Annotated in this window: 20 protein-coding genes and 2 riboswitches; of the genes, 10 read left to right on the top strand and 10 right to left on the bottom strand. The window is 68.8% G+C overall.

Annotation, left to right across the window (positions count from 1 at the left end):
- Window positions 1-20: 20 nt before the first annotated feature.
- From glpD to glpK, 8 genes are all read left to right on the top strand, one after another.
- Window positions 21-1,613, top strand: a complete 1,593-nt coding sequence (gene glpD, locus E3U25_RS08150; protein ID WP_116220686.1) for a glycerol-3-phosphate dehydrogenase — start codon at window positions 21-23, stop codon at window positions 1,611-1,613.
- 14 nt (window positions 1,614-1,627) lie between these two features.
- Window positions 1,628-2,707 carry an ABC transporter ATP-binding protein gene (locus E3U25_RS08145; RefSeq protein WP_116220687.1) on the top strand — a complete coding sequence of 360 codons (1,080 nt, stop codon included), beginning with the start codon at window positions 1,628-1,630 and terminating at the stop codon, window positions 2,705-2,707.
- Between the two features lies 1 nt (window position 2,708).
- On the top strand, window positions 2,709-3,797 hold the full coding sequence (locus tag E3U25_RS08140) for an ABC transporter ATP-binding protein (protein WP_116220688.1): 1,089 nt from the start codon (window positions 2,709-2,711) through the stop codon (window positions 3,795-3,797).
- Window positions 3,797-4,684 (top strand): carbohydrate ABC transporter permease, encoded by an 888-nt coding sequence (locus E3U25_RS08135; RefSeq protein WP_036753283.1) that lies wholly within the window; start codon window positions 3,797-3,799, stop codon window positions 4,682-4,684. The genes E3U25_RS08140 and E3U25_RS08135 overlap by 1 nt, the downstream gene beginning before the upstream one ends.
- Window positions 4,684-5,487 carry a carbohydrate ABC transporter permease gene (locus tag E3U25_RS08130; protein ID WP_036753280.1) on the top strand — a complete coding sequence of 268 codons (804 nt, stop codon included), beginning with the start codon at window positions 4,684-4,686 and terminating at the stop codon, window positions 5,485-5,487. Before E3U25_RS08135 ends, E3U25_RS08130 begins: the two co-directional genes overlap by 1 nt.
- Window positions 5,487-5,912: a DUF2160 domain-containing protein gene (locus E3U25_RS08125; protein ID WP_166435384.1), complete on the top strand. Its 426-nt coding sequence runs from the start codon at window positions 5,487-5,489 to the stop codon at window positions 5,910-5,912. Before E3U25_RS08130 ends, E3U25_RS08125 begins: the two co-directional genes overlap by 1 nt.
- Before the next feature lie 38 nt (window positions 5,913-5,950).
- Window positions 5,951-7,672, top strand: a complete 1,722-nt coding sequence (locus E3U25_RS08120) for an ABC transporter substrate-binding protein (protein ID WP_114536599.1) — start codon at window positions 5,951-5,953, stop codon at window positions 7,670-7,672.
- 80 nt (window positions 7,673-7,752) lie between these two features.
- Window positions 7,753-9,240, top strand: coding sequence for a glycerol kinase GlpK (glpK, locus tag E3U25_RS08115; protein ID WP_116220689.1), 1,488 nt, complete (start codon window positions 7,753-7,755; stop codon window positions 9,238-9,240).
- Window positions 9,241-9,256: 16 nt separating this feature from the next.
- Here the strand turns inward: glpK and E3U25_RS08110 are convergent, their stop codons facing one another.
- The 5 genes from E3U25_RS08110 to E3U25_RS08090 are packed head-to-tail and all read right to left on the bottom strand — an operon-like array spanning window position 9,257 to window position 14,757.
- On the bottom strand, window positions 9,257-10,261 hold the full coding sequence (locus tag E3U25_RS08110; protein WP_208861510.1) for a DUF6925 family protein: 1,005 nt from the start codon (window positions 10,259-10,261) through the stop codon (window positions 9,257-9,259).
- Window positions 10,258-11,019, bottom strand: a complete 762-nt coding sequence (locus E3U25_RS08105) for an ABC transporter ATP-binding protein (protein ID WP_166435385.1) — start codon at window positions 11,017-11,019, stop codon at window positions 10,258-10,260. The genes E3U25_RS08110 and E3U25_RS08105 overlap by 4 nt, the downstream gene beginning before the upstream one ends.
- Window positions 11,016-12,014 carry a FecCD family ABC transporter permease gene (locus E3U25_RS08100; protein ID WP_116220691.1) on the bottom strand — a complete coding sequence of 333 codons (999 nt, stop codon included), beginning with the start codon at window positions 12,012-12,014 and terminating at the stop codon, window positions 11,016-11,018. Before E3U25_RS08100 ends, E3U25_RS08105 begins: the two co-directional genes overlap by 4 nt.
- Window positions 12,011-12,859, bottom strand: coding sequence for an ABC transporter substrate-binding protein (locus E3U25_RS08095; protein WP_116220692.1), 849 nt, complete (start codon window positions 12,857-12,859; stop codon window positions 12,011-12,013). Before E3U25_RS08095 ends, E3U25_RS08100 begins: the two co-directional genes overlap by 4 nt.
- On the bottom strand, window positions 12,853-14,757 hold the full coding sequence (locus tag E3U25_RS08090; RefSeq protein ID WP_116220693.1) for a TonB-dependent receptor plug domain-containing protein: 1,905 nt from the start codon (window positions 14,755-14,757) through the stop codon (window positions 12,853-12,855). Before E3U25_RS08090 ends, E3U25_RS08095 begins: the two co-directional genes overlap by 7 nt.
- Before the next feature lie 135 nt (window positions 14,758-14,892).
- A riboswitch (cobalamin riboswitch) is annotated at window positions 14,893-15,110 on the bottom strand.
- 139 nt (window positions 15,111-15,249) lie between these two features.
- Between E3U25_RS08090 and E3U25_RS08085 the strand changes: the two genes are divergently transcribed.
- Window positions 15,250-17,025, top strand: a complete 1,776-nt coding sequence (locus tag E3U25_RS08085; protein WP_116220694.1) for an SLC13 family permease — start codon at window positions 15,250-15,252, stop codon at window positions 17,023-17,025.
- A 34-nt stretch (window positions 17,026-17,059) separates the two neighbouring features.
- Here the strand turns inward: E3U25_RS08085 and E3U25_RS08080 are convergent, their stop codons facing one another.
- Complete coding sequence (locus E3U25_RS08080) at window positions 17,060-18,280, bottom strand: aminotransferase-like domain-containing protein (protein WP_116220695.1); 1,221 nt, start codon at window positions 18,278-18,280, stop codon at window positions 17,060-17,062.
- A 118-nt stretch (window positions 18,281-18,398) separates the two neighbouring features.
- On the opposite strand from E3U25_RS08080, the gene E3U25_RS08075 reads away from it, so the two are divergent.
- The gene (locus E3U25_RS08075) at window positions 18,399-19,367 is read left to right on the top strand and encodes a bile acid:sodium symporter family protein (RefSeq protein WP_116221667.1); all 969 of its coding nucleotides are present in this window, start codon (window positions 18,399-18,401) and stop codon (window positions 19,365-19,367) included.
- Here the strand turns inward: E3U25_RS08075 and nrdF are convergent.
- The 4 genes from nrdF to nrdH all read right to left on the bottom strand — a co-directional run bounded on the left by nrdF (window position 19,364) and on the right by nrdH (window position 23,152).
- Window positions 19,364-20,335 (bottom strand): class 1b ribonucleoside-diphosphate reductase subunit beta, encoded by a 972-nt coding sequence (nrdF, locus tag E3U25_RS08070; protein ID WP_036759269.1) that lies wholly within the window; start codon window positions 20,333-20,335, stop codon window positions 19,364-19,366. The genes E3U25_RS08075 and nrdF overlap by 4 nt on opposite strands.
- A 62-nt stretch (window positions 20,336-20,397) precedes the next feature.
- The gene (gene nrdE, locus E3U25_RS08065; protein ID WP_036759266.1) at window positions 20,398-22,524 is read right to left on the bottom strand and encodes a class 1b ribonucleoside-diphosphate reductase subunit alpha; all 2,127 of its coding nucleotides are present in this window, start codon (window positions 22,522-22,524) and stop codon (window positions 20,398-20,400) included.
- Window positions 22,506-22,922: a class Ib ribonucleoside-diphosphate reductase assembly flavoprotein NrdI gene (gene nrdI, locus E3U25_RS08060; protein WP_116220696.1), complete on the bottom strand. Its 417-nt coding sequence runs from the start codon at window positions 22,920-22,922 to the stop codon at window positions 22,506-22,508. The genes nrdE and nrdI overlap by 19 nt, the downstream gene beginning before the upstream one ends.
- Window positions 22,923-22,930: 8 nt before the next feature.
- Window positions 22,931-23,152: a glutaredoxin-like protein NrdH gene (nrdH, locus tag E3U25_RS08055; protein WP_036759261.1), complete on the bottom strand. Its 222-nt coding sequence runs from the start codon at window positions 23,150-23,152 to the stop codon at window positions 22,931-22,933.
- A gap of 92 nt (window positions 23,153-23,244) precedes the next feature.
- Window positions 23,245-23,435: riboswitch (cobalamin riboswitch) on the bottom strand.
- Window positions 23,436-23,757 lie beyond the last annotated feature (322 nt).

Here is a 23,757-nt window from a genome sequence, read left to right as displayed (position 1 = left end):
AGCGACGGGGAGGGATCGGCGTGTCGGCACCAGCGCGGCCCCAGGCCGACCTTTTCATCATCGGCGGAGGAATCAACGGCTGCGGCATCGCGCGGGATGCGGCGGGGCGCGGGCTTGCGGTCACGCTGGCCGAGATGGGCGACCTGGCGCAGGCGACCTCATCGGCCTCGACCAAGCTGTTCCATGGCGGGCTGCGCTACCTGGAGTTCTTCGAGTTCCGGCTGGTGCGCGAGGCGCTGGAGGAACGCGAGACGCTGCTGGCCGCGATGCCGCATATCTCCTGGCCGATGCGTTTCGTGCTGCCCTGGTCGCCCGACATGCGCTTCGAGGCCGACACGCCGACCTCGCGCATCCTGTCGCTGGCGATGCCCTGGCTGCGCGGCCGCCGCCCGGCCTGGCTGATCCGGCTGGGGCTGTTCCTTTACGACAATCTGGGCGGCCGCAGGATCCTGCCGGGGACCAGGCGGCTGGACCTGTCCCGCGACCCGCTGGGCAAGCCGCTGAAGCCGGGCTTCCGGCGGGGCTGGGAATATTCCGACTGCTGGGTGCAGGATTCGCGGCTGGTGGTGCTGAACGCCCGCGACGCGCAGGCCCGCGGCGCCACCATCCTGACCCGCACCCGCGTCACCCATGCCGAGCGCGCGGACGGGCTGTGGCGCATCACCACCGAGGGGGCGGGGGGCACGCGCATCCACCACGCCCGCGCGCTGGTCAATGCCGGCGGGCCATGGGTCGAGGACGTGATCCGCAACGTCGCGCATATCCCCTCGACCGAAGGGGTGCGGCTGGTGCGCGGCAGCCACATCGTCGTGCCGCGGCTTTACGACCACGACCGCTGCTATTTCTTCCAGGGCACGGACGGGCGGATCATCTTCGCGATCCCCTTCGAAGAGGATTTCACCCTGATCGGCACCACCGACATGGACCATCGCGGCCCCCCCGGCGAGGCGCGCTGCACCGAGGAAGAGCGCGATTACCTCTGCGCCTTCGCCAGCCGCTATTTCGCCCGGCCGGTGACGCCCGATCAGGTGGTCTGGACCTATTCCGGGGTGCGGCCGCTTTACGACGACGGCGCGAAATCGGCCACGGCGGCGACGCGGGACTATGTCCTCAGCCTGCAGGACGGCGAGGCGGGCGGGGCGCCGCTGCTCAACGTCTTCGGCGGCAAGATCACCACCTACCGCCGGCTGGCCGAGGGCGCGCTGGCCAGGCTTGCGCCCTACTTTCCGCAGGCGGGCGGGGACTGGACCGCGCGGGTGCCGCTGCCGGGCGGCGACTTCCCGGTGGACGGGGTCGAGGATCTGCTGGCCCAGCTGCAGGCGCGCCACCCGTTCCTGTCGCCGCGCCTGTCGCGCCGGCTGGTGCGCACCTATGGCACCGAGGCGTTCCTGCTGCTCGACGGCGCCGGCAGCATGGCGGCGCTGGGGCGCGATTTCGGCGCCGGGCTGACCGAGGCCGAGGTGATCTGGCTGATCCGCCATGAATTCGCCGCCACTGCCGAGGACATCCTGTGGCGCCGCACCAAGCTGGGCCTGCACATGACCGAGGCGCAACGCCGCGAGCTGGCGGCCTTCGTGGACAGGCACCATGCCGCCCATTCGGCGGCGGAATAGGGGAGGGTAAGGCTTTGCTGGAACTGCAGGGCGTATCGCGGTCGGTCGGGGGCAGGGTGCATGTCCACCCCACCAGCCTGACCCTGCAAAGGGGCAGCATGAACGTGCTGCTGGGCCCGACGCTTTCCGGCAAGACCAGCCTGATGCGGCTGATGGCGGGGCTGGACCAGCCGACGACCGGCCGCATCCTCTGGGACGGGCGGGACGTGACCGGCCAGCGCGTGCAGGACCGCGGCATTGCCATGGTCTACCAGCAGTTCATCAACTATCCCGGCCTCTCGGTCTATGAAAACATCGCCTCGCCCCTGCGCATCCTGCGCCGGCCGCGGGACGAGATCGACCGCAAGGTGCGCGAGACCGCCGAGATGCTGCACCTGACGCCGATGCTGGCGCGCAAGCCGCTGGAGCTTTCGGGCGGCCAGCAGCAACGCTGCGCCCTGGCCCGCGCGCTGGTCAAGGGCGCCGGGCTGGTGCTGCTGGACGAGCCCTTGGCGAACCTCGACTACAAGCTGCGCGAAGAGCTGCGGGTCGAGATCCCGCGCATCTTCGAGGCGTCGGGCGCGATCTTCGTCTATGCCACCACCGAGCCCGAGGAGGCGCTGCTGCTGGGCGGCCATACCGCGACGCTGTGGCAGGGCCGGGTGACGCAATTCGGCCCGACGCCGCAGGTCTATCGCCAGCCGGTGGATGCGACCACGGCGCGGGTGTTCAGCGATCCGCCGATGAATTTCGTTGCCGCCCGCAAGCAGGGCGATGCCGTCACCTTCGGCGACAGCGTGCTGGCCGCAGGCAGTTTCGCCGACCTGCCGGACGGCGCCTATCTGGCCGGGTTCCGCGCCAACCACCTGTCGCTGGCCCGGCACGGCCCGGCGGCGGTGGCGTTCGCCTGCACGCTGGCCGGGACCGAGATCACCGGCTCGGAAACCTTCGTCCATGTCGAGCATGGCGCCGACCGCTGGGTCGGGCTGGTCGAGGGCGTGCATCTGCTGACCCCCGGCCAGCCGCTTTCGGTCTGGCTGGACCCGGCGCATGTCTACCTGTTCGACGCGTCCGGGCGGCTTGCCGCCCCGGCCGCCTATGCGAAGGCGGCCTGACATGGCGCGGATCACCCTGCAGAACCTGGCCCACAGCTACCTGCCCCATCCGCGGTCCGATGCAGATTTCGCGCTGAAACGGATGGACCATGTCTGGCAGGACGGCGGCGCCTATGCGCTGCTGGGCGCCTCGGGCTGCGGCAAGACCACGCTTCTGAACATCATCTCGGGGCTTCTGACCCCCAGCCAGGGCCGGGTGCTGTTCGGCGACCGCGACGTGACCGCGGCCCCTACGGCCGAGCGCAACATCGCCCAGGTGTTCCAGTTCCCGGTGGTCTACGACACCATGACCGTGCGCGACAACCTGGCCTTCCCGCTGAGGAACCGCGGCAAGGACGCCGCCTATGTCAAGGCGCGGGTGGACCGGATCGCGCGCATGATCGGCATGGAGGCATGGCTGAACCGCAAGGCGCAGGGGCTGACCGCCGATGCCAAGCAGAAGATCAGCCTTGGCCGCGGCATGGTGCGCGAGGACGTGAACGCGATCCTCTTCGACGAGCCGCTGACCGTCATCGACCCGCAGATGAAATGGGAGCTGCGCACCCAGCTCAAGGAACTGCACCGCCAGTTCGGCCATACCATGATCTACGTCACCCACGACCAGACCGAGGCGCTGACCTTTGCCCAGCAGGTCGTGGTCATGCACGAGGGCCGCGTGGTGCAGATGGGCACGCCCGAGGAGCTGTTCGAAAAGCCCGCCCACAGCTTCGTGGGCTATTTCATCGGCTCGCCCGGCATGAACTTCCTCGATGCCGAGGAGCTGCGGGGCGACCAAGCCCTGCTGCCCGGCGGCGAGGTGGTGGCGCTGGGGGCGCATTATCCCCCGGTCGCCGGCCGGGTGCAGATCGGCATCCGCCCCGAACATGCCAGGCTGGTCGCCAGCGGCGGGCTGCCGCTGACCATCCGCCGGATCGAGGATCTGGGCCGCCACCGGCTGGTGCGCGGCGAGGTCGCGGGCCGGCCGCTGAACGTGGTCGTGCCCGAGGGGATGGTGGTCGGCGGCCTGCCGCAGGTCGCCTTCGCGCCGGGCAAGATCAACGTCTATGCCGACGACTGGCGCGTCGCGCCGTTGGAACAGGGGGGCGGCTGATGGAAAAGACCCAGAACAACAAGGCCTGGTTCCTGGTCCTGCCGGTGCTGGTCGTCGTCGCCTTCTCGGCGGTAATCCCGCTGATGACGGTGGTGAACTATTCGGTGAACGACACGTTCGGCAACAACGCCTTCTTCTGGGCGGGTCTCGAATGGTTCGACGAGATGGTGCATTCGCGCCGCCTGCACGGGGCGCTGGGGCGGCAGGCGCTGTTTTCCGCCATCATCCTGGCGATCGAGGTGCCGCTGGGCATCTTCGTGGCGCTGAACATGCCGAAAAAGGGCTTCTGGTCCAGCCTGGTGCTGGTGCTGATGGCGCTGCCGCTGCTGATCCCCTTCAACGTCGTCGGCACCATCTGGCAGATCTTCGGCCGCACCGACATCGGGCTTCTGGGCCGCGGGCTCAAGGCGCTGGGGCTCGACTACAACTATACCAACGACCCGCTGGACGCCTGGATCACCGTGATCGTGATGGATGTCTGGCACTGGACCAGCCTGGTCGCGCTGCTTTGCTATGCCGGGCTGCAATCCATCCCGCAGGCCTATTACCAGGCCGCCAAGATCGACCAGGCCAGCCGCTGGGCGGTGTTCCGCCATATCGAGCTGCCCAAGATGAAGGGCGTGCTGCTGATCGCCGTGCTTCTGCGCTTCATGGACAGCTTCATGATCTATACCGAGCCCTTCGTCGTCACCGGCGGCGGTCCCGGCAACTCGACCACCTTCCTCTCCATCGACCTGGTGAAGATGGCGGTCGGGCAGTTCGACCTCGGCCCCGCCGCCGCCTTCTCGATCATGTATTTCCTGGTGATCCTGCTGGTCAGCTGGGTGTTCTACACCGTCATGACCAATATCGACCGCAGCCAGGCCGACATCCCGGAGGGCATGTGATGCGCCTGAAGCCCTCGGCCCTGGTGATGCTGATCTACCTGCTGTTCCTGCTGGTGCCGATCTACTGGCTGGTGAACATGAGCCTCAAGACCAATGCCGAGATCACCGGCACCTTCAGCCTTTATCCGCACAACCTGACCCTGCGGAACTATCGGGTCATCCTGACCGATCCCAGCTGGTACATGGGCTATGTGAACTCGATCATCTACGTGGTGATGAACACGGTGATTTCCGTCGCCGTGGCGCTGCCGGCCGCCTATGCCTTCAGCCGCTACAGCTTCATGGGCGACAAGCACCTGTTCTTCTGGCTGCTGACCAACCGCATGTCGCCGCCGGCGGTCTTTGCGCTGCCCTTCTTCCAGCTCTACTCCTCGGTCGGGCTTTTCGACACGCATATCGCCGTGGCGCTGGCGCATTGCCTGTTCAACGTGCCGCTGGCGGTCTGGATCCTGGAAGGCTTCATGCGCGGCGTCCCCAAGGAGATCGACGAGACCGCCTATATCGACGGCTACAGTTTCCCGCGCTTCTTCGTCAGGATCTTCATGCCGCTGATCGCCAGCGGCATCGGGGTCGCCGCCTTCTTCTGCTTCATGTTCAGCTGGGTCGAGCTGCTCTTGTCCCGCACGCTGACCTCGGTGAACGCCAAGCCCATCGCGGCGACGATGACGCGCACGGTTTCCGCCAGCGGCATGGACTGGGGCGTGCTGGCGGCGGCGGGGGTGCTGACCATCATCCCCGGCGCCTTGGTGATCTGGTTCGTGCGCAACTACATCGCCAAGGGCTTTGCCCTGGGGAGGGTCTGATGTCCGACGCCGCCATCCCGACGCACAAGCGCATCGCCTGGCCGGCGATCTATGCCCTGGCCGCCCTGCTGATGGGCGCCGTCCTGGCCCTGCTGGTCTGGGCCACGCCGGTCAAGGACGGGGCCAGGGACTGGACCGCGCCGATGGTTCCCGGCGGCTGGATGGCCTGGACCTTTCCGGTGGCGCTGTTCTTCTGGGTGATCGCGGGCCTGCTGGTGCTGTTCACCATCCTGGCCATCCGCTTCCCGGAAACCCCGCGCCGCGGCATCCTGCGCATCGAGACGACGCGCGGCGACCGGCTGTTCATCTCGCTTCTCGGCTCGGCCTTCATCTGCCTGGGCTGGCTGTTCTTCGCAGGCCCCCCGCTGTGGTGGGGGCTCGCGCTCTGCCTCGTCCATGCCGCGGCGGTGTTTCGCTGGGTCTGACGGGGATCGGGAAACGGTGTCTCATCAGGGAGGAAAACATGAGACCGATGCAAAGGACCACGGCCATGGCGCTTGCGCTTGTGGTCATGGGCGCGCCCGCCTGGGCGGACATGGAGGCGGCGAAGAAATTCCTCGACGCCGAGATCGGCGATCTGTCCTCGCTCTCGCGCGAGGACCAGGAAAAGGAGATGCAATGGTTCATCGACGCCGCGCAGCCGCTGGCGGGGATGGAGATCAAGGTGGTCTCGGAAACCATCACCACGCATGAATACGAGGCCAAGGTGCTGGCGCCCGCCTTCACCGCCATCACCGGGATCAAGGTCACGCACGACCTGATCGGCGAGGGCGACGTGGTCGAGAAGCTGCAGACCCAGATGCAGACCGGCGAGAACATCTATGACGCCTATGTCAACGACAGCGACCTGATCGGCACGCATTGGCGCTATCAGCAGGCGCGCAGCCTGACCAAGTGGATGGCCGAGGAGGGCAAGGACTTCACCAGCCCGACGCTGGACCTCGACGATTTCATCGGGCTGAAGTTCACCACCGCCCCGGACGGCGAGCTGTATCAGCTGCCCGACCAGCAATTCGCCAACCTCTACTGGTTCCGCTACGACTGGTTCAACGACCAGAAGACGCAAGAGGATTTCAAGGCGAAATACGGCTACGACCTGGGCGTGCCGGTGAACTGGTCGGCCTATGAGGACATCGCCGAATTCTTCACCGGCCGCGACATGTCCTACGTCGAGGGCGGCCCGGCGAAGGCCTGGGGCAACATGGACTATGGCAAGAAGGATCCCAGCCTGGGCTGGCGCTATACCGATGCCTGGATGTCCATGGCCGGCATGGGCGACAAGGGCGAGCCGAACGGGCTGCCGGTGGACGAATGGGGCATCCGCGTCGACGAGAACAGCCGCCCCGTCGGTTCCTGCGTGGCGCGGGGCGGCGCGACCAACGATGCCGCGGCGGTCTATGCCGTGACCAAGGCCATCGACTGGCTGCAGAAATACACCCCGCCCGAGGCCATGGGCATGACCTTCGGCGAGGCGGGGCCGGTCCCGGCGCGCGGCGACATCGCCCAGCAGATGTTCTGGTATACCGCCTTCACCGCCGATATGGTCAAGCCCGGCACCCCGGTGATGAACGAGGACGGCACGCCGAAATGGCGCATGGCCCCCAGCCCGCACGGCGCCTATTGGTCCGAGGGCACCAAGATCGGCTATCAGGACGTGGGCTCCTGGACGCTGATGAAATCGACGCCGGTGGACCGCGCGCAGGCCGCCTGGCTCTATGCGCAATTCGTGACCTCGAAGACCGTGGACGTGAAGAAATCCCATGTCGGGCTGACCTTCATCCGCGAATCGACCATCCAGGACCAGTCCTTCACCGAACGCGCGCCGCAGCTGGGCGGCCTGGTCGAGTTCTATCGCTCGCCCGCCCGCGTGCAATGGTCGCCGACCGGGACCAACATCCCGGATTATCCCAAGCTCGCGCAGCTGTGGTGGCAGAACATCGGCGACGCGCTTTCCGGCGCCAAGACCCCGCAGGAGGCGCTGGACGCGCTTTGCGCCGAGCAGGAGCGGGTGCTGGAGCGGCTGGAGCGCGCCGGCGTGCAGGGCGACCTGGGGCCCAGGATGAACGAGGAAAAGGATCCGCAGGAATGGCTGGCCGCCGAGGGCTCGCCCGTCGGCCCGCTGGAGAACGAAAAGCCGCAGGGCGAGACGATCTCCTATGACGAGCTGATCAAGTCCTGGCAGTGATGCCTTGCGGGGGCGGGGCCCTTGGGCCCCGCCCCCTTTCTGCCGAACCGCCAGCGACCAGGACAGGCCGGAGGCCGCCGATGCCCCATCTTCTTTCGATCGACCAGGGGACGACGTCGTCTCGGGCGATGGTCTTCGACGCTGGTTTGCGTCCGCTCGCCTCGGCGCAGCACGAATTCCCGCAGCACTACCCGGCCTCGGGCTGGGTCGAGCACGACCCCTCGGACCTGTGGGTCAGCGTGGCCGGCGTGGCGCGGGCCGCGGTCGAGAAGGCCGGGATCCCTGCCCGCGACATCGCCGGCATCGGCATCACCAACCAGCGCGAGACCACGCTGCTCTGGGACCGCAGGACCGGCCAGCCGCTGCACCGCGCCATCGTCTGGCAGGACCGCCGCACCGCCGACCTCTGCGCCCGGCTCAGGGCCGAGGGGCACGAGCCGATGGTCGCCGCCCGCACCGGCCTGCTGCTCGACCCGTATTTCTCGGGTTCCAAGCTGCAATGGCTGCTCGACCATGTCGACGGCGCCCGCGCCCGCGCCCGGCGCGGCGAGCTGGCCTTCGGCACCGTCGACAGCTGGCTGATCTGGAACCTGACCGGCGGCCGGGTGCATGCCACCGACGCCACCAACGCCGCGCGCACGCTGCTTTTCAACATCGCCGAGAACCGCTGGGACGAGGAGATCTGCGCGCTTTTCGACATCCCGATGCAGCTTCTGCCCGAGGTCAGGGACTGCGCCGCCGATTACGGCGCCACGCGGGCCGACCTGTTCGGGCGCGAGATCCCGATCCTGGGCGTGGCCGGCGACCAGCAGGCGGCGACGGTGGGCCAGGCCTGCTTTTCGCCCGGCATGATGAAATCGACCTATGGCACCGGCTGCTTTGCGCTGCTGAACACCGGCGCGGACCGGGTGGCCTCGAGCAACCGCCTGCTGACGACCATCGCCTATCGGCTGGGGGGCCGGACGACCTATGCGCTGGAGGGCTCGATCTTCATCGCCGGGGCGGTGGTGCAATGGCTGCGCGACGGCCTGGGGCTGATCCGGCACGCGTCCGAGACGCAGGCGCTGGCCGAGGCGGCCGATCCCGGCCAGGACCTGGTGCTGGTGCCGGCCTTCACCGGGCTCGGGGCGCCCTATTGGCGGCCGGAGTGCCGGGGGGCGGTCTTCGGGCTGACGCGGAATTCGGGCCCGGCGGAGCTGGCGCGTGCGGCGCTGGAGAGCGTGGGTTTCCAGACCCGCGACCTTCTGGAGGCGATGCGGGCGGACTGGCCGGATGCGGGCGGGGTGTTGCGGGTGGACGGCGGCATGGCGTCGAGCGGCTGGACGATGCAGTTTCTCTCGGACATCCTGGGGGCGCCGGTGGACCGTCCGGCGGTGACCGAGACGACGGCGCTTGGGGCGGGCTACCTGGCGGGGTTGCAGGCGGGGCTGTGCCCGCCGCCCGAGGAATTCGCCCGCGCCTGGTCGCTGGAGCGCCGCTTCGCGCCCGCCAGGCCCGCGCCCGAGCGCGAGGCCCGATACGCAAGGTGGAAAACCGCAGTCAAGGCGACGATGGAGGTGGCCGGCTGATCGGCCCGCGCCGCGGTCAATGACCCGGCGCGTCCTCATCCGCCGGAGCCGCCTCGCGGTCGAACGCCGCGCGCCATTGCGACAGCAGGGCCGAGGGCCCGTCCCGCCGCTCGGCCTGGCGCAGGGCGATGCGCAGCGCGGCGCGGGCATGGCGGTCGGCTGGCTCGGCCAGGGCCGAGGGCGGCTCGCCCGCCGCCAGCGCCGCCCAGACCCGCGCTTTCAGCGCATGGCGCTCGGCATCGCCCCAATCGGCCAGCATGGCCTGGAACCCGGCGAAGGCGGCGGCGTCGAAATCGCGGTCCTGGCCCAGGCTGTCCATGACCGGGCTGGCCGGGTGCAGCCCCGCGACCGGCACCAGGCCGGGCGGGATCGGCGTATTCGCCGAATGGGTGCGGCCGGCGCGCAGCAGCGGCGGCAGGATATGCGTATGCGGCCCGACGGGCGAGACGCCGCCGGTATCCGGCCCGCCGATCTTCTGGTAGACCTCGATCCGGCCGATGCGGCTCAGCGCCACGCGATGCGGATGGGCGGGCAGGATCGCCGCCATGGCGCGGCTTTCGGGGTCGAGGACCGAGCGGCCGCATTCCGCCCGCAGCCGCGCGACCAGCACAGGATCGTCGCTGCGGATGCAGAAATCGACCTGCGGCTGGTCCAGCCCCAGGTCGAACAGCACCGCCCCGCGATCCTGGTCGCGCAGCGCGCCCGCGTCGGGGCCAAGCTCGGTCAGCACCTGGCGCCGCGCCGTGCCCAGCCGCCCCTGGGGCAGGCAGAGCGAGACGCCCTGCTGCCAGCGATGCGGCCGTGGGCTCAGCGCCTCCCACGCCACCAGGATCACCTCGGCCAGGTCGTCCAGCCGCAGCCCGCCGCGGGCGGTGACGATGCCGCATTCGCCCAGGGGCTGGGGCGGCGGATCGCCCGCGACATGGTGGAACTCGGCAATGGCCCCGAACGAGCCCATGGACCAGCCGGCGCCGGTATCGGTCAGCGCCGCGGCAAGCCGGGCGGTCAGCATGTCGGTCATCGGTCTTCTCCCTCAATGGTGTCGAGCGGCTGGAACAGGATGCCGCCGGGGCCCTGCGCCAGATGGGCGGTGATGCCGAAGACGCGGGCCAGGTTCGCGGCGGTCAGCACCGCCTGAGGCGGGCCGTCGGCGGCGATCCGGCCCTGGTGCAGCAGGATCAGCCGCGTGCAATGCCGCGCCGCCAGCCCCAGGTCGTGCAGCGAGGCCAGCACCGCATGGCCCTGTCCGGCCAGCCGGCGAAACAGCCGCATCGCGTCGATCTGCGCCGCCGGGTCGAGCCCGGCGATGGGCTCGTCCGCGATCAGAAGCGGGGTTTCCTGGGCCAGGGCGCGGGCGATCAGGGTGCGGGCCTGTTCGCCCCCCGACAGTTCGGTGGCGCGGCGGTGGCGCAAGGGATCCAGGTGCAGCGCGGCGATGGCGCGCTCGATGGCGGCGCGGTCGGTTGCGCCGACGGAATGCGGATGGGCGATGCGGCCAAGCGCCACCAGCGCCTCGACCGGCATCGGCCAGGCGATCTCGCGGCCCTGCGGCATGTAGGCGGCGGCGCGGGCGCGTTCGCGCACCGAAAGCCGCGCCAGCGAGCTGTGCCCCCGTGCCGGCAAAAGCCCCAGCGCCGCGCGCAGAAGCGTGGTCTTGCCGGCGCCGTTCGGACCCAGAAGGCCCACGAACTCGCCTGCGCCGATGCTGAGGTCGATGCTGTCCAGCACCGCCTGGCCGCCGCGGTGGAACGAAAGGGCGCGAAGCTCGAGCATGGTCACAGCCCCTCGCGCCGGGTTTTCAGGATCAGGTGCAGGAAGAAGGGCGCGCCGACCAGCGCCGTCAGCACCCCGAGCTTGAGGTCGCGGCCCGGCGCGATCAGCCGCACCGCGATGTCGGCGGCCAGAACCACCGCCGCGCCCCCCAGCGCCGCCGCCGGGACCAGCCGAGCCGGGCTGGCGCCGACCGCGCGGCGCAGCACATGCGGCACCACCAGCCCGACGAAGCCCACGGTGCCGGCGACCGCCGTGGCGCCGCCGATCAGCGCGGCGATGCCCGCGACCAGCATCAGCCGCAGCCGGCCCAGATGCACGCCGCTGGATGCCGCCGCGTCCTCGCCCAGCGTCAGCGCATTCAGCGCGCGGCGCATGGGCCAGATCAGCACGAAGCCCAAGCCCATGAAGGGCGCCGCGATCCAGACATGCAGCATCGAGCGGTCGGCCAGCGAGCCCATCATCCAGAACACGATCTCGTTGATGGCAAAGGGGTTGGGCGACAGGTTCAGCACCAGCGAGGTCGCCGCCCCCGCCAACGCCGAGATGGCGATGCCGGCCAGGATCAGGGCCAGCGTGCCGCCGCGCGGCCCGGCAAGCATCAGTACCAGCAGCACCGACAGCGCCGCCCCCGCCAGCGCCGCCAGCGGCAGGCCCAGGGGAAAGGCGGCGGAAAGCCCGGTCTGGATCGCCAGCACCGCCCCCAGCGCGGCCGAGGCGCTGGTGCCGATCAGCCCCGGCTCGGCCAGCGGGTTGCGCAGGAAGCCCTGCAGCACCGCCCCCGCCATCCCCAGCGCCGCGCCCACCAGCAGGCCCAGGATGGCGCGCGGCAGGCGCAGCTCGCGCATGACCAGCGCCAGCAGGTCGTCGCCGCCGCGAAACAGCGCGGCCAGGCTTTCGCCGGGCCCGATCCCCGCCGGGCCGGTCAGCAGCGAGGCCAAGAACAGGGCCACGACCAGCGCGGACAGCGCGGCTATCAGCAGCGGGTAGCGCGGCCCGGTCATGGCCGGGCCTGCAAGGCAAGGCGCGCGTCGCGCAGCTGCGAGACGGCGCGCAGGATATGCGGATTGCCGCAGACCCAGTCGGGATCGGACATGAGCTCGGCAGGCCTGCCGCGGGCCAGCGCCTGCAGCGCCGGGTGGTCCAGCACCTCCTGCGCGCGGGCATGCCCGGCATAGCGGCGGCCCTCGACCAGCAGGTCGGGGTCGGATAGCAGCAGCGTTTCCAGCGGCAGCACCCCGCCCGAGGGCAGGCCGAGTTCGTCGGCGACATTGTCGAAGCCGGCCAGCGCCACGATCTCGCCCGCCAGGCTGTCCGAGCCCGAGCTGTAGCCGTTCGCGGCATAGAGCGCGGCGCGCGGCCGCGGGCCCTGCGCATCCGAAAGCCGCGCCAGATCGGCGTCGAAGCGCGCGAGCATGGCGCGGGCCTGGGCCTCGCGGCCCAGCACCGCGCCCATGCGGCGGATATTGGCGCGGATGCCCGCCAGGTCGCTTTCGATCGGAAAGACCTCGACCGGGATGTTCAGGCGGCGCAGCAGCCGGACGGTCTCGGGCGTGGTCCAGGCCCCGGCCAGCACCAGGTCGGGCCGCATCAGGAAGATTTCCTCGGCCAGGCCATGGTTGACGGGCAGGCGGCCGGCCTCGACCGCCATGGCCGAGGCGCTGGGATCCTGCGCCAGATAGGAAACCGAGACCAGCTGGCCCGGCGCCGCCAGCATCATCGCCAGCTGGTCGGTGCAGAGGTTCATCGACAGCACCCGGCGCGGCGGCTCTGCCGCGGCGGGTTGGAAAAGACCGGGCAGGATCAGGCCGGCCAGAAGGCCGGCGACAAGGCCGAGCCGCCTTACCATTTCGCCGTCAGGCCGGCGTAAAGGGTGCGGCCCTGCGAGGCATAGCCCCAGACATCGGAATATTCCTTGTCGAACAGGTTCACCACGCGTCCGGTCACGCGGAGATTCTCGGTCAGGTCGTAGCCCGCCGCCAGGTTGACCACGGTATGGGCGGGTATTTCCCCGACATCGTAGCTTTGCGAAGCGGGATCATAGGTCCAGTATTGGGTATCCCAATTGCCCGAGACATGCCGGATGTCGGCCGTGACGGTGCCGCGCCCTTCCAGGACGGCCAGCGTCGCCGACAGGCCCAGTTCGTGCCGAGGCCGGCGCACCTCGACCGCGCCGCTGGGTTCCTTGGCGTCCAGATAGGTGTAGTTCAGCGCGACATCCAGCGTGTCGGTCGCCTTGATGCGGGCGGTCACCTCGACCCCTTCGCGCGGGCTTTCGCCGGGCAGGTTGCGATAGCTGATATACTGCGTGCCGTTCTCGACGCGCATCACGTAATCCTTGATCTCGTCCTCCAGATCCTCCTTGAACCAGGTGACGTCGACCACGCCCATGCCATTGGGAAGTTGCGCCTCGACGCCCAGGTCGAATCCGCGGTTCCTTTCGGGCTTCAGGTTCGGATTGCCCAGGTAGACCGAAGAGCCATAATCCGCATTGGCGTAAAGCTCGAAATAGGACGGGTTGACCAGCCCGGTCCCGGCCGAGGCGTGCAGGCGGAAGGGCCGGTCCGGCACGTGCCAGGACAGGCCCAGGTTCCAGCTGGTGAAGTCCTCGAACACCTTGTTGCCGTCGTGGCGGACACCGGCCTGGACATCCAGCCCGTTGTCCAGAAAGCCGCGATACTCCAGCGCGACCGAGGTCATCTCGCGCCGGTTTTCCGGGGCCGAGGAGCTTTCGTCCCTTTGCCGCTCGGCCAGCACGTTCAGCAGGTGCGACGCCTCGGCCACCGTGCCGTCGATGCCGAAGCTGCCGCGGTATTTCAGCTTGCGCGTCTCGCCGCGCGTGACCGGGCCGCCCTCGTAGCTTTGCTTGTAGATCGTGTCCTGATAGTCCAGCCGATGCGTCAGCCGGCCGCCCAGCATGGAATATTCGGCCCAGATCCCGCCCTGGAACTCGTCGCGTTCGCTGTATTTGTGCGGGTCGTCCACCACATATTCCTGCGCGCTGGTCGCGGACCAGCTGGTGGAATCGTAATCGTATTTCTCCTTCGCGCGGCGCAGGGTGGTGCCCAGGCGCAGATCCTCGCCGATCTGCCAGTCGCCCGAAAGCCCGATGGTCTTGCGGTTGGTCCCGTCCTTTTCGCCGCCGTCGCCCGACTGGTCATAGCCGTGGTCGTCCCGCGCCGAGAGGGTCAGCGCGATCCCGCCCTGCGCGCCGCGCTGGCTGACATGGGCCGAGGCGGCGGCGCCGTTGCCCAGCTCGACCGAGCCGCCGTAATGCAGCCCCGGTTCCCCCTTGCGGGTGATGATATTGATGACGCCCGCCGAGGCGTTCGAGCCGTAATAGACCGATTGCGGCCCGCGCAGCACCTCGATGCGTTCGATATTGGCGGTCTCCAGCCCGGACAGGATGTATTCGTCGGCCCCGCCCGTCGCCTCGATCCCGTCGATCAGGATCAGCGTGTGGTTGCCCTCGCCGCCGCGGATGCGGACTTGGGTGAAGGTCGAGCCGGTGGCCGAGACCGAAACCCCCGGCACGGCGCGCAGCGCGTCCTGCACGGTGGCGATGCCCCTGGCCTCGATCTCGGCGGCGGTCAGCACGGTATGGGCGCGGGCATAGCCGCCCTCGGCCACGGCGGTCAGCCCGCCCGAGATCACCACCTCGTCCAGGCGATAGCCTTCCTGGCCGGTGGCGGCCGCCGGCAGCAGGGCGGCGGTGGCGGCCAGCAGGGAAACCGGAGTTCTGAACATTCCAAAGCCTTTCCAGCACGGGCCCGCGGCCCGCGATTTGCAGAAATGCCCTGCGGAAAGGCTGGCAGGCCCGACCGCAAGACGACGATCGTCACCTCTGCGGAACGGCCGCTTTCCAGACGCGCCCCGCGCCGGAAATGGGTGATCGCCACGGCAGGTCTCCTGGCTCGCGGATCGCTGCTCAGGCCGGCCTTCCCAGGAGATCCCAGTGGCACGTTCGACCGTCGCTCACCGCTTACAGTTGCGGGGGCAGCCCCGGCCTTGCCCTGGCCGCATCGCGGCCGGCGGGCGCACCGGTGTTCCCTTTTCATCCGGCGCGCAAGCCCGCCGGAACCGTAGCGGCCCCGCATTGCCGCAGCCGGGCGCCGGCTGTCAAGCGGCAATGCACCCGGCACCCGGCCGCCGCGACAACCTGTCCGGGAACGCGGCCGCGGAACCGCCCGCCGGGCCGCGGCATTGGGTCAGGTATCCGACGGAAGGGAAGGTCAAGCGATGGCCATGCCGCAGATCCTGGCCGTGCTGATCCTTTGCGCGATGATGGCGCTGTTCGTCTGGGGGCGGCTGCGCTACGACGTGGTGGCGATGATCGCGCTGCTGGCCTCGCTGCTGGCCGGCACGGTCAAGCCGGAGGAGGCGTTCCGCGGCTTCAGCGACGACATCGTCATCATCGTCGGCAGCGCGCTGGTGGTCAGCGCCGGCATCTCGCGCTCGGGCGTGATCGAGGCGGTGATGCGCCGGATGCTCGGGCGGTTGCGGACCCTGCGCTGGCAGCTTCTGGTGCTGGTCGGCTCGGTCACGGGCCTGTCGGCGCTGGTCAAGAACATCGGCGCGCTGGCCATGCTGATGCCGGCGGCGCTGAAGATGGCGCGGCGCTCGGGGCATTCGCCCTCGGCCTATCTGATGCCGATGGCCTTCGGCTCGCTCCTGGGCGGGCTGATCACGCTGGTCGGCACCTCGCCCAACATCATCGTCTCGCGGGTGCGCGAGCAGATGACGGGCCAGCCCTTCACCATGTTCGACTATGCGCCGGTCGGCCTCGGCCTGTCGCTGGTGGGGCTGGTCTTCCTGCTTTTCGCCCATCGGCTGCTGCCGCGCGACCGCCGTGCGACGGCCTCGCTGAGCGAGGCGGTGAACATCAGCGACTATCACACCGAGGCCACCGTCCCCGAGGGCGCCGGCATCGTCGGCATGACGGTGGGCGAGTATCTCAGCGCCGTCGATGGCGAGGTGGCCGTGACCGGGCTGATCCGCGGCGGCGCGCGCCGCGCGGTGACGCTGCCCGACACCGTGATCGAGATGGGCGACACCCTGCTGTTGCGCGGCGAGCCGAATGCGCTGGAACGCGCCGTGACCAAGCTGGGCATGGAGCTGACCCGGCAGGATGCGGGGGCCGAAGAGGGGCTGCCGGCCGACAAGATCGGCGTGATCGAGGCGGTGATCGCGCCGGCCTCGCTTCTGGTCGGCCAGACGGTGGGGCGGATCGCGCTGTTCGACCAGCATGGCGTGAACCTGATCGCGATTTCGCGCGCCGGGCATCGCATGACGCAGCGGCTCAGCCGGACGGTGCTGGCGGCGGGCGACGTGCTGCTGGTGCAGGGGCCGATCGAGCTGTTGCCCGAGCGGATGCGCGTGCTGGGCCTGCTGCCCCTGGCCGAGCGCCATATCCGGCTGGGCGGGGTGCGCAAGCAATTGCTGCCGGTGCTGATCCTGGCGGTCGCCATGGCGGCGACGGCGGCGGGGCTGGTGCCGGTCGCCGTCGCCTTCTTCGCCGCCGCCGTGCTGATGATCCTGACCGGCGCGATCAGCGCCGAGGCAGCCTATGAGGCCATCGAATGGCCGATCCTGATCATGCTGGGCGCGCTGATCCCGGTCAGCGAGGCGCTGCAAAAGACCGGCGTGACCGACCTGCTGGGCGCGTGGCTGTCGCAGGCGGCGACGGGCCTGCCGGTCTGGGGCGCGGTGACGCTGATCCTGGTCACGGCCATGGCGGTCACGCCCTTCCTGAACAATGCCGCGACCGTGCTGGTCATGGCCCCCATCGCCGCGACCTTTGCCGACCAGCTCGGCTATCGGCCCGATGCCTTCCTGATGGCGGTGGCGGTGGGGGCAGGCTGCGATTTCCTGACCCCCATCGGGCATCAGTGCAACACGCTGGTGATGGGGCCGGGCGGCTATCGCTTTGGCGACTACGCCCGGCTGGGGGCGCCGCTGTCGGCGCTGGTGGTGCTGACCGGCGTGCCGCTGATCCTGCTGGTCTGGCCGGTCTGACGGGCGGTCAGACGCGGCAGTGTGACGTCCCGGTTCAGCCCGTCTCGGCCAGCGCGGCGCGGATGGCGCGGGCCAGGCGGCGGCAGCCCTCTTCCAGCCGCTCGGGCGGGTTCAGGGTAAAGTTCAGCCGCAGCGAACGGCGGTCCAGCCCCTCGGGGTCGAAGACGCTGGAGGGCGAGATGCAGACCCCCTCGGCCATCGCATGATGCAGCAGCCGGTCGGTGTTCAGCCGCGGATCGCGCGCCGTGGCCCAGACGAACATGCCGCCCACCGGCACCTGCCAGTCCAGGTCGCCCGCCAGATGCGCCTGCATGGCGGCGCAAAGCGCGTCGCGCCGGGCGCGATAGATCGCCAGCACCTCGGGGCGGATGCGGTCGGTGATCCCCGCCTGCAGCGCGCGCAGCGCCAGCATCTGCGACAAGCCGCTGGAACACATGTCCGAGCCCTGCTTGGCGGTGGCCAGCGCCGCGATCATCTCGGGCGCGGCGATCACCCAGCCGACGCGCAGCCCCGGCGCCAGCTCCTTGGACAGCGACCCCATGTAGACCACCGGCCCGTCATAGGGGCCGGGCCGCGCCCCCGCCGACAGTTCGAGCAGCCGCGGCAGGGGCTCGCCTTCGTAGTAAAGCGCGCCGTAAGGGTCGTCCTCGATCAGCCAGGTGCCGGTGGCATGGGCGGCGGCGACCAGCGCCTGCCGCTCGGGCAGGGCCACCAGCCGGCCGCTGGGATTCGAGAAATTCGGCACCGTATAGGCGAATTGAGCCCCCGCCAGCGCGGCATGGGGGTCGAAATCGTTGCCCTCGATCCGCATCGGGCGATAGCGCGGCGCATGCGGCATCCAGGCGTCGAGCGCGCCTAGATAGGCCGGGCTCTGTGCCGCGACCAGCCCGCCGGGCTGCAGCAGCACCTTGCCCATCAGCTCCAGCGCCTGCATGCCGCCGGTGGTGATCAGCACGTTTTCGCGCGAAAGCCGCAGCGTATCGGTCGAGAAGCGCGTGGCGATCAACTCGCGCAGCGCCGGCAGGCCGGGGATCGGGCCATAGCCCAGCGTCTCGTCGGGGTGGCTGCGGATCGCCTCGGCCGCCAGTCCGGCCAGTTCCGCGACCGGCCAGACCGAGGGCTCGGGCAGCCCGCCGGCAAGGTTGACCAGGCCGGGCACCTGGCCCGCCGCCAGAAAGACCGAGGTCACGTCGTTGCTGCGGGACAGCCAGGGGGCAAAAGCGGGGCGCATGGTCGGAACGGTTTGGTCGGGCATGATCCTGCTGTGACCGTTTTTCGCTAACAGGGCAAGCCTCATGGCGCCCGGCCGGGCCCGGCTTGTGCCCGGCGGCGATGTATATCAGACAGGGGGCTGGCGCGCGACGGGGAAGACCATGCAGGCATTGAAACGGATCGGCATCGACACCTACATGCTGCTGCTGGTCGGCATGGTGCTGCTGGGGGTGTTCCTGCCCGCCCGCGGCATGGCGGCCGAGGCCCTGCGCGGCGCGACCTTCTGGGCGGTGACGCTGCTGTTCTTCCTCTACGGCGCCAAGCTCGATGCGGCTTCGGTCCGGGCGGGGCTCTTGAACCTCAGGCTCCAGGGCCTGACCTTCGGCGCGACCTATGCGCTGTTTCCCGTGCTGGGCATCGCGCTGGCCGCGCTGTTCGGCGGCGTCCTGGGCCCCGAGCTGACGCTGGGGCTGCTGTTTTTGGCCGTGCTGCCCTCGACGGTGCAAAGCTCGATCGCCTTCACCTCGATCGCGGGCGGCAACGTGCCGGCGGCGATCTGCGCGGCCTCGCTGTCGAACCTGGTGGGGGTGGTGCTGACGCCGCTGCTGGTCACGCATCTGCTGCACCACGACGGCGGCGGCGCCAGCCTCGACGCCATCCAGAAGATCGCCGTGCAGATCCTCTTGCCCTTCGTCGCCGGGCAATTGCTGCGGCGCTGGATCGGCGGCTTCGTCCAGCGCCACCGGCTGCTGACCATGGCGGTGGACCGCGGCTCGATCCTGCTCATCGTCTATTCCGCCTTCGGCGCCGGCACCGTGGCGGGCATCTGGTCGGCGATCCCGCTGCCGGGGCTGGTGCTGTGCTTCCTGGTCACGGCGCTGCTGCTGGCGCTGGTCATGGGCGCCATGCTCGGTGCCGGGCGGCTGTTCCGCCTGCCGCGCCAGGACCGGGCGGTGCTGTTCTTCTGCGGCTCGACCAAGAGCCTCGCCAGCGGGCTGCCCATCGCCACGGCGATCTTCCCGGCCGCGGCGGTGGGGGCGATCGTGCTGCCGGTGATGGTCTATCACATGACGCAGCTGCTGGTCTGCTCGGCCATCGCGCAGCGGCTGGCGCGCAACCCGCGTGCCTAGAAGTCCCAGTCCTCGTCCTCGGTCGCGACCGCCTTGCCGATGACATAGCTCGACCCCGAGCCGCTGAAGAAATCGTGGTTCTCGCTGTCGGGCGACAGCGCGGCCAGGATCGCCGGGTTGACCTCGCAGGCCTGGGGCGGGAACAGCGCCTCGTAGCCCAGGTTCTGCAGCGCCTTGTTGGCATTGTAATGCAGGAAAGCCTTCACGTCCTCGGTCAGGCCGATGCCGTCGTAAAGCTCGGCGGTGTATTTCGCCTCGACGTCGTAGAGATCGAAGATCAGCGAGAAGGCGAAATCCTTCAGCGCCGCGCGCTCGGCCTCGCCCAGCCGCTCCAGCCCGCGCTGGTACTTGTAGCCGATGTAATAGCCATGCACCGCCTCGTCGCGGATGATCAGCCGGATCAGGTCGGCAGTATTGGTCAGCTTGGCGCGGCTCGACCAGTACATCGGCAGGTAGAAGCCGGAATAGAACAGGAAGCTCTCCAGGAACACGCTGGCGATCTTGCGCTTCAGCGGGTCCGAGCCGGCCTTGTATTCCTCCAGCACCAGCCGCGCCTTCTGCTGCAGGTGCGGGTTCTCCTCGGCCCAGCGAAAGGCCGCATCCACCTCGGGCGTCAGGCACAGCGTCGAGAAGATCGAGGAATAGCTGCGCGCATGCACCGCCTCCATGAAGGCGATGTTGGACAGCACCGCCTCCTCATGCGGGGTGATCGCATCGGGCATCATCGCCGGCGCGCCCAGGGTGTTCTGGATCGTGTCCAGAAGCGTCAGCCCGGTAAAGACGCGGATGGTCAGCTCGCGCTCCTCGGGGCGCAGCGTGGCCCAGCTCTGCACGTCGTTCGACAGCGGCACCTTCTCGGGCAGCCAGAAGTTCACCGTCAGCCGGTTCCAGACCTCCAGGTCCTTCTCGTCCTCCAGCCGGTTCCAGTTGATGGCCCGCAGGGGCGTGCGCGGCGCATGGTCCTTCATCCGAAGACCCTTTCTTTCGTGTCCAAATATCCTCGGGGGTGCGGGGGCAGACAGCCCCCGCCTCAAAGCGTGCAGGAAACGCAGCCCTGCACCTCGGTGCCCTCCAGCGCGGTCTGGCGCAGCCGGATGTAATAGATCGTCTTGATGCCCTTCTTCCAGGCATGGATCTGGGCGCGGTTGATGTCGCGCGTCGTGGCCTCGGCCGGGAAGAACAGCGTCAGCGACAGGCCCTGGTCGACATGTTCGGTCGCCGCCGCATAGGTGTCGATGATCGCCTCGGGGCCGATCTCGTAGGCGTCGCGGTAATAGTCCAGGTTCTCGTTCGACATGAAGGCGGCGGGGTAATAGACCCGGCCGATCTTGCCTTCCTTGCGGATCTCGATCTTGGCGACGATCGGGTGGATCGAGCTGGTCGAGTTGTTGATATAGCTGATCGAGCCGGTGGGCGGCACCGCCTGCAGGTTGCGGTTGTAAAGCCCATGCCGCATCACCGCGTCCCGCAGCGCGGCCCAGTCCTCGCGCGTGGGCAGCGCGACACCCTCGAACACCCGCGCGACATCGGGCAGCGTCGGCAGCCAGTCGCGCGTCACGTATTTGTCGAAGAATGTGCCGTCGGCATATTTCGACGTCTCGAAATCCTTGAAGCTGCGCCCCTTTTCCTGCGCCAACAGGTTCGAGGCGCGGATGGCGTGATAGGCGACGGCGGCGAAATAGACCGAGGTGAACTCGATCCCCTCGGGGCTGCCGTAATGGATGCGCTCGCGCGCCAGGAACCCGTGCAGGTTCATCTGGCCCAGCCCCACGGCATGGGCCTCGTCGTTGCCGCGCCGGATCGAGGGCACGGCCTCGATCGCCGACATTTCCGACACCGCGGTCAGCGCGCGGATCGCCGCCTCGACCGTGGCGCCGAAATCCGGCCCGTCCATGGTCGCGGCGATGTTGAGCGAGCCGAGGTTGCAGGAAATATCCGTGCCGAGGTGGCGATAGCTCAGATCCTCGTCGAAGGTGCTGGCCTCGTTGACCTGCAGGATCTCGCTGCACAGGTTCGACATGCTGATGCGGCCGGCGACCGGGTTGGCGCGGTTCACCGTGTCCTCGAACATGATATAGGGATAGCCGCTTTCGAACTGGATCTCGGCCAGGGTCTGGAAGAAGGCGCGGGCGTTGATCTTTTTCTTGCGGATGCGCTTGTCGTCCACCATCTCGGCGTATTTCTCGGTGACGGAAATCTCCGAGAAGGCCATGCCATAGACCTTTTCCACGTCATGGGGCGAGAACAGGTACATGTCCTCGTTCTTCTTGGCCAGTTCGAAGGTCACGTCCGGGATCACCACCCCGAGCGACAGCGTCTTGATGCGGATCTTCTCGTCGGCATTCTCGCGCTTGGTGTCCAGGAAGCGCAGGATGTCGGGGTGATGCGCGTTCAGGTAGACCGCCCCCGCGCCTTGCCGCGCGCCCAGCTGGTTGGCATAGGAAAAGCTGTCCTCCAGCAGTTTCATCACCGGGATGACGCCCGAGGACTGGTTCTCGATCCCCTTGATCGGCGCCCCGGCCTCGCGCAGGTTGGTCAGCATCAGGGCGACGCCGCCGCCGCGCTTGGAAAGCTGCAGCGCCGAATTGATGCCGCGGCCGATGCTTTCCATGTTGTCCTCCAGCCGCAGCAGGAAGCACGAGATCAGTTCGCCGCGCGATTTCTTGCCGGCGTTCAGGAAGGTCGGCGTCGCGGGCTGGAACCGGCCCGACAGGATTTCCTCCATGAAGCGCATGGCGAGATCCTCGTCGCCGCGCGCCAAGGCCAGCGCGACCATGACCACCCGGTCCTCGTAGCGTTCCAGATAGCGCCGCCCGTCGCGGGTCTTCAGCGTGTAGCTGGTATAATACTTGAAGGCGCCCAGGAAGGTCGGAAAGCGGAACTTGCGCGCATAGGCCGCGTCCCAGATCCGGTGCAGGAAGGCGCGCGGATACTGGTCCAGGACTTCGGCCTCGTAATAGCCTTCGTCCACCAGGTAGCCCAGCTTCTCGTCCAGCGAGTGGAAGAAGACGGTGTTCTGGTTGACATGCTGCAGGAAATACTGCCGCGCGGCCTTGCGATCCGCGTCGAAGCGGATGCGGCCCTCGCCGTCGTAAAGGTTCAGCATCGCGTTCAGCGCGTGATAGTCCAGCTCGGCCTTTACGCCATCGTCAAGCATTCCGTCCCCCAGAATTTCTCAAGCCCCGCACGGACGCGGGAAATATCCAGATCAGTCCCCGCCAGCTCGAATCGATACAGCACGGGGACGTTGCACTTGTCAGAAATCACCCGGCCGGCCAAGGCATAGGTCGCCCCGAAATTGCGGTTGCCGGCGGCGATGACGCCGCGCAGGCCGGCGCGGCGGGCGGGATCGTTCAGGAAGCGGATCACCTGCTTGGGCACCGCGCCCCGGCCGGTCCCGTCGGCATAGGTCGGGCAGATCAGCACATAGGGCGTTGCCGCCTCGGGCAGCGGATCGCACGGCGAGACCGGGATGCGCCCGGCCGCCAGCCCCAGCCGCGCCACGAAGCGCGCGGTGTTCCCCGAGGCCGAGGAATAATAGACCAGCCCGCCCATGGCGCCGGTCAGGACAGCCGGCCGATCATGTCGGGCCGGAAGCCCGCCCAATGCGCATCGCCGGCGACGACCACCGGGGCCTGGCGATAGCCCAGCGAGACGACCAGTTCCATCGCCGCGTCGTCCTCGGTCAGGTCGATCAGCTGATAGGCCAGGCCGCGCGCGTCGAGCGCCCGCGTGGTGGCGGTGCATTGCACGCAGGCGGGCTTGGAGTAAACGGTGATGGACATGGCTCGGCTCCTTCTGTTCTGTCGGCAAGAGGGGGCCGGGCCGATGGGCGTGCCACCGGACCCTGTTCCAGCCCCGCGCCCGCCGCACGGTTTCGTCCTTTCGCGCCATGGCAGGTCTTCTGACTTGCGGGTCTCGGCTTAGCCGGCCTTCCCGGAGCCTTGGCCCCAGTGGCATTCCAGCGTCGCTCGCCGCTTACAGCTGCGGGGGCAGTGCCGGCTTTTCACCGGCTTCCCTTTTCATCCCCGAGTCGGCCCCAGGGCAACCATGACCCCGGCAGTTAGCCACGGGTCACGGGCCGGGTCAATCCATATTTAGTGGATGGCCGGGCTGTGCCCGGAATATCTGGTGGGTTCCCGGATCGCGCCAAGGGCTCGATTTGCCGCCGGGCCATGGTGGTGGGCAGGCTGCGGCCACGGGCCGCCGCACCTGCGCGGCTGTTGGATTATGGCAACAGGCGCGGGGACATGGCATGGAATGACGTCGCGTCGTTTGACAAAGCGCGACAATTCGCCCTCTTGCGTGGATCGCGCGCGCGTGAACCGGGGCTCCGTTCCCGTTCCCGTTCCCGTTCCCGTTCCCGTTCCCGTTCCCGTTCCCGTTCCGG

This window comes from Paracoccus versutus (assembly GCF_029909795.1).
Taxonomy (GTDB): domain Bacteria; phylum Pseudomonadota; class Alphaproteobacteria; order Rhodobacterales; family Rhodobacteraceae; genus Paracoccus; species Paracoccus versutus.
The sequence above is the reverse complement of the archived record's forward strand: the minus strand, read 5'-3'. Positions and strand labels throughout refer to the sequence as shown.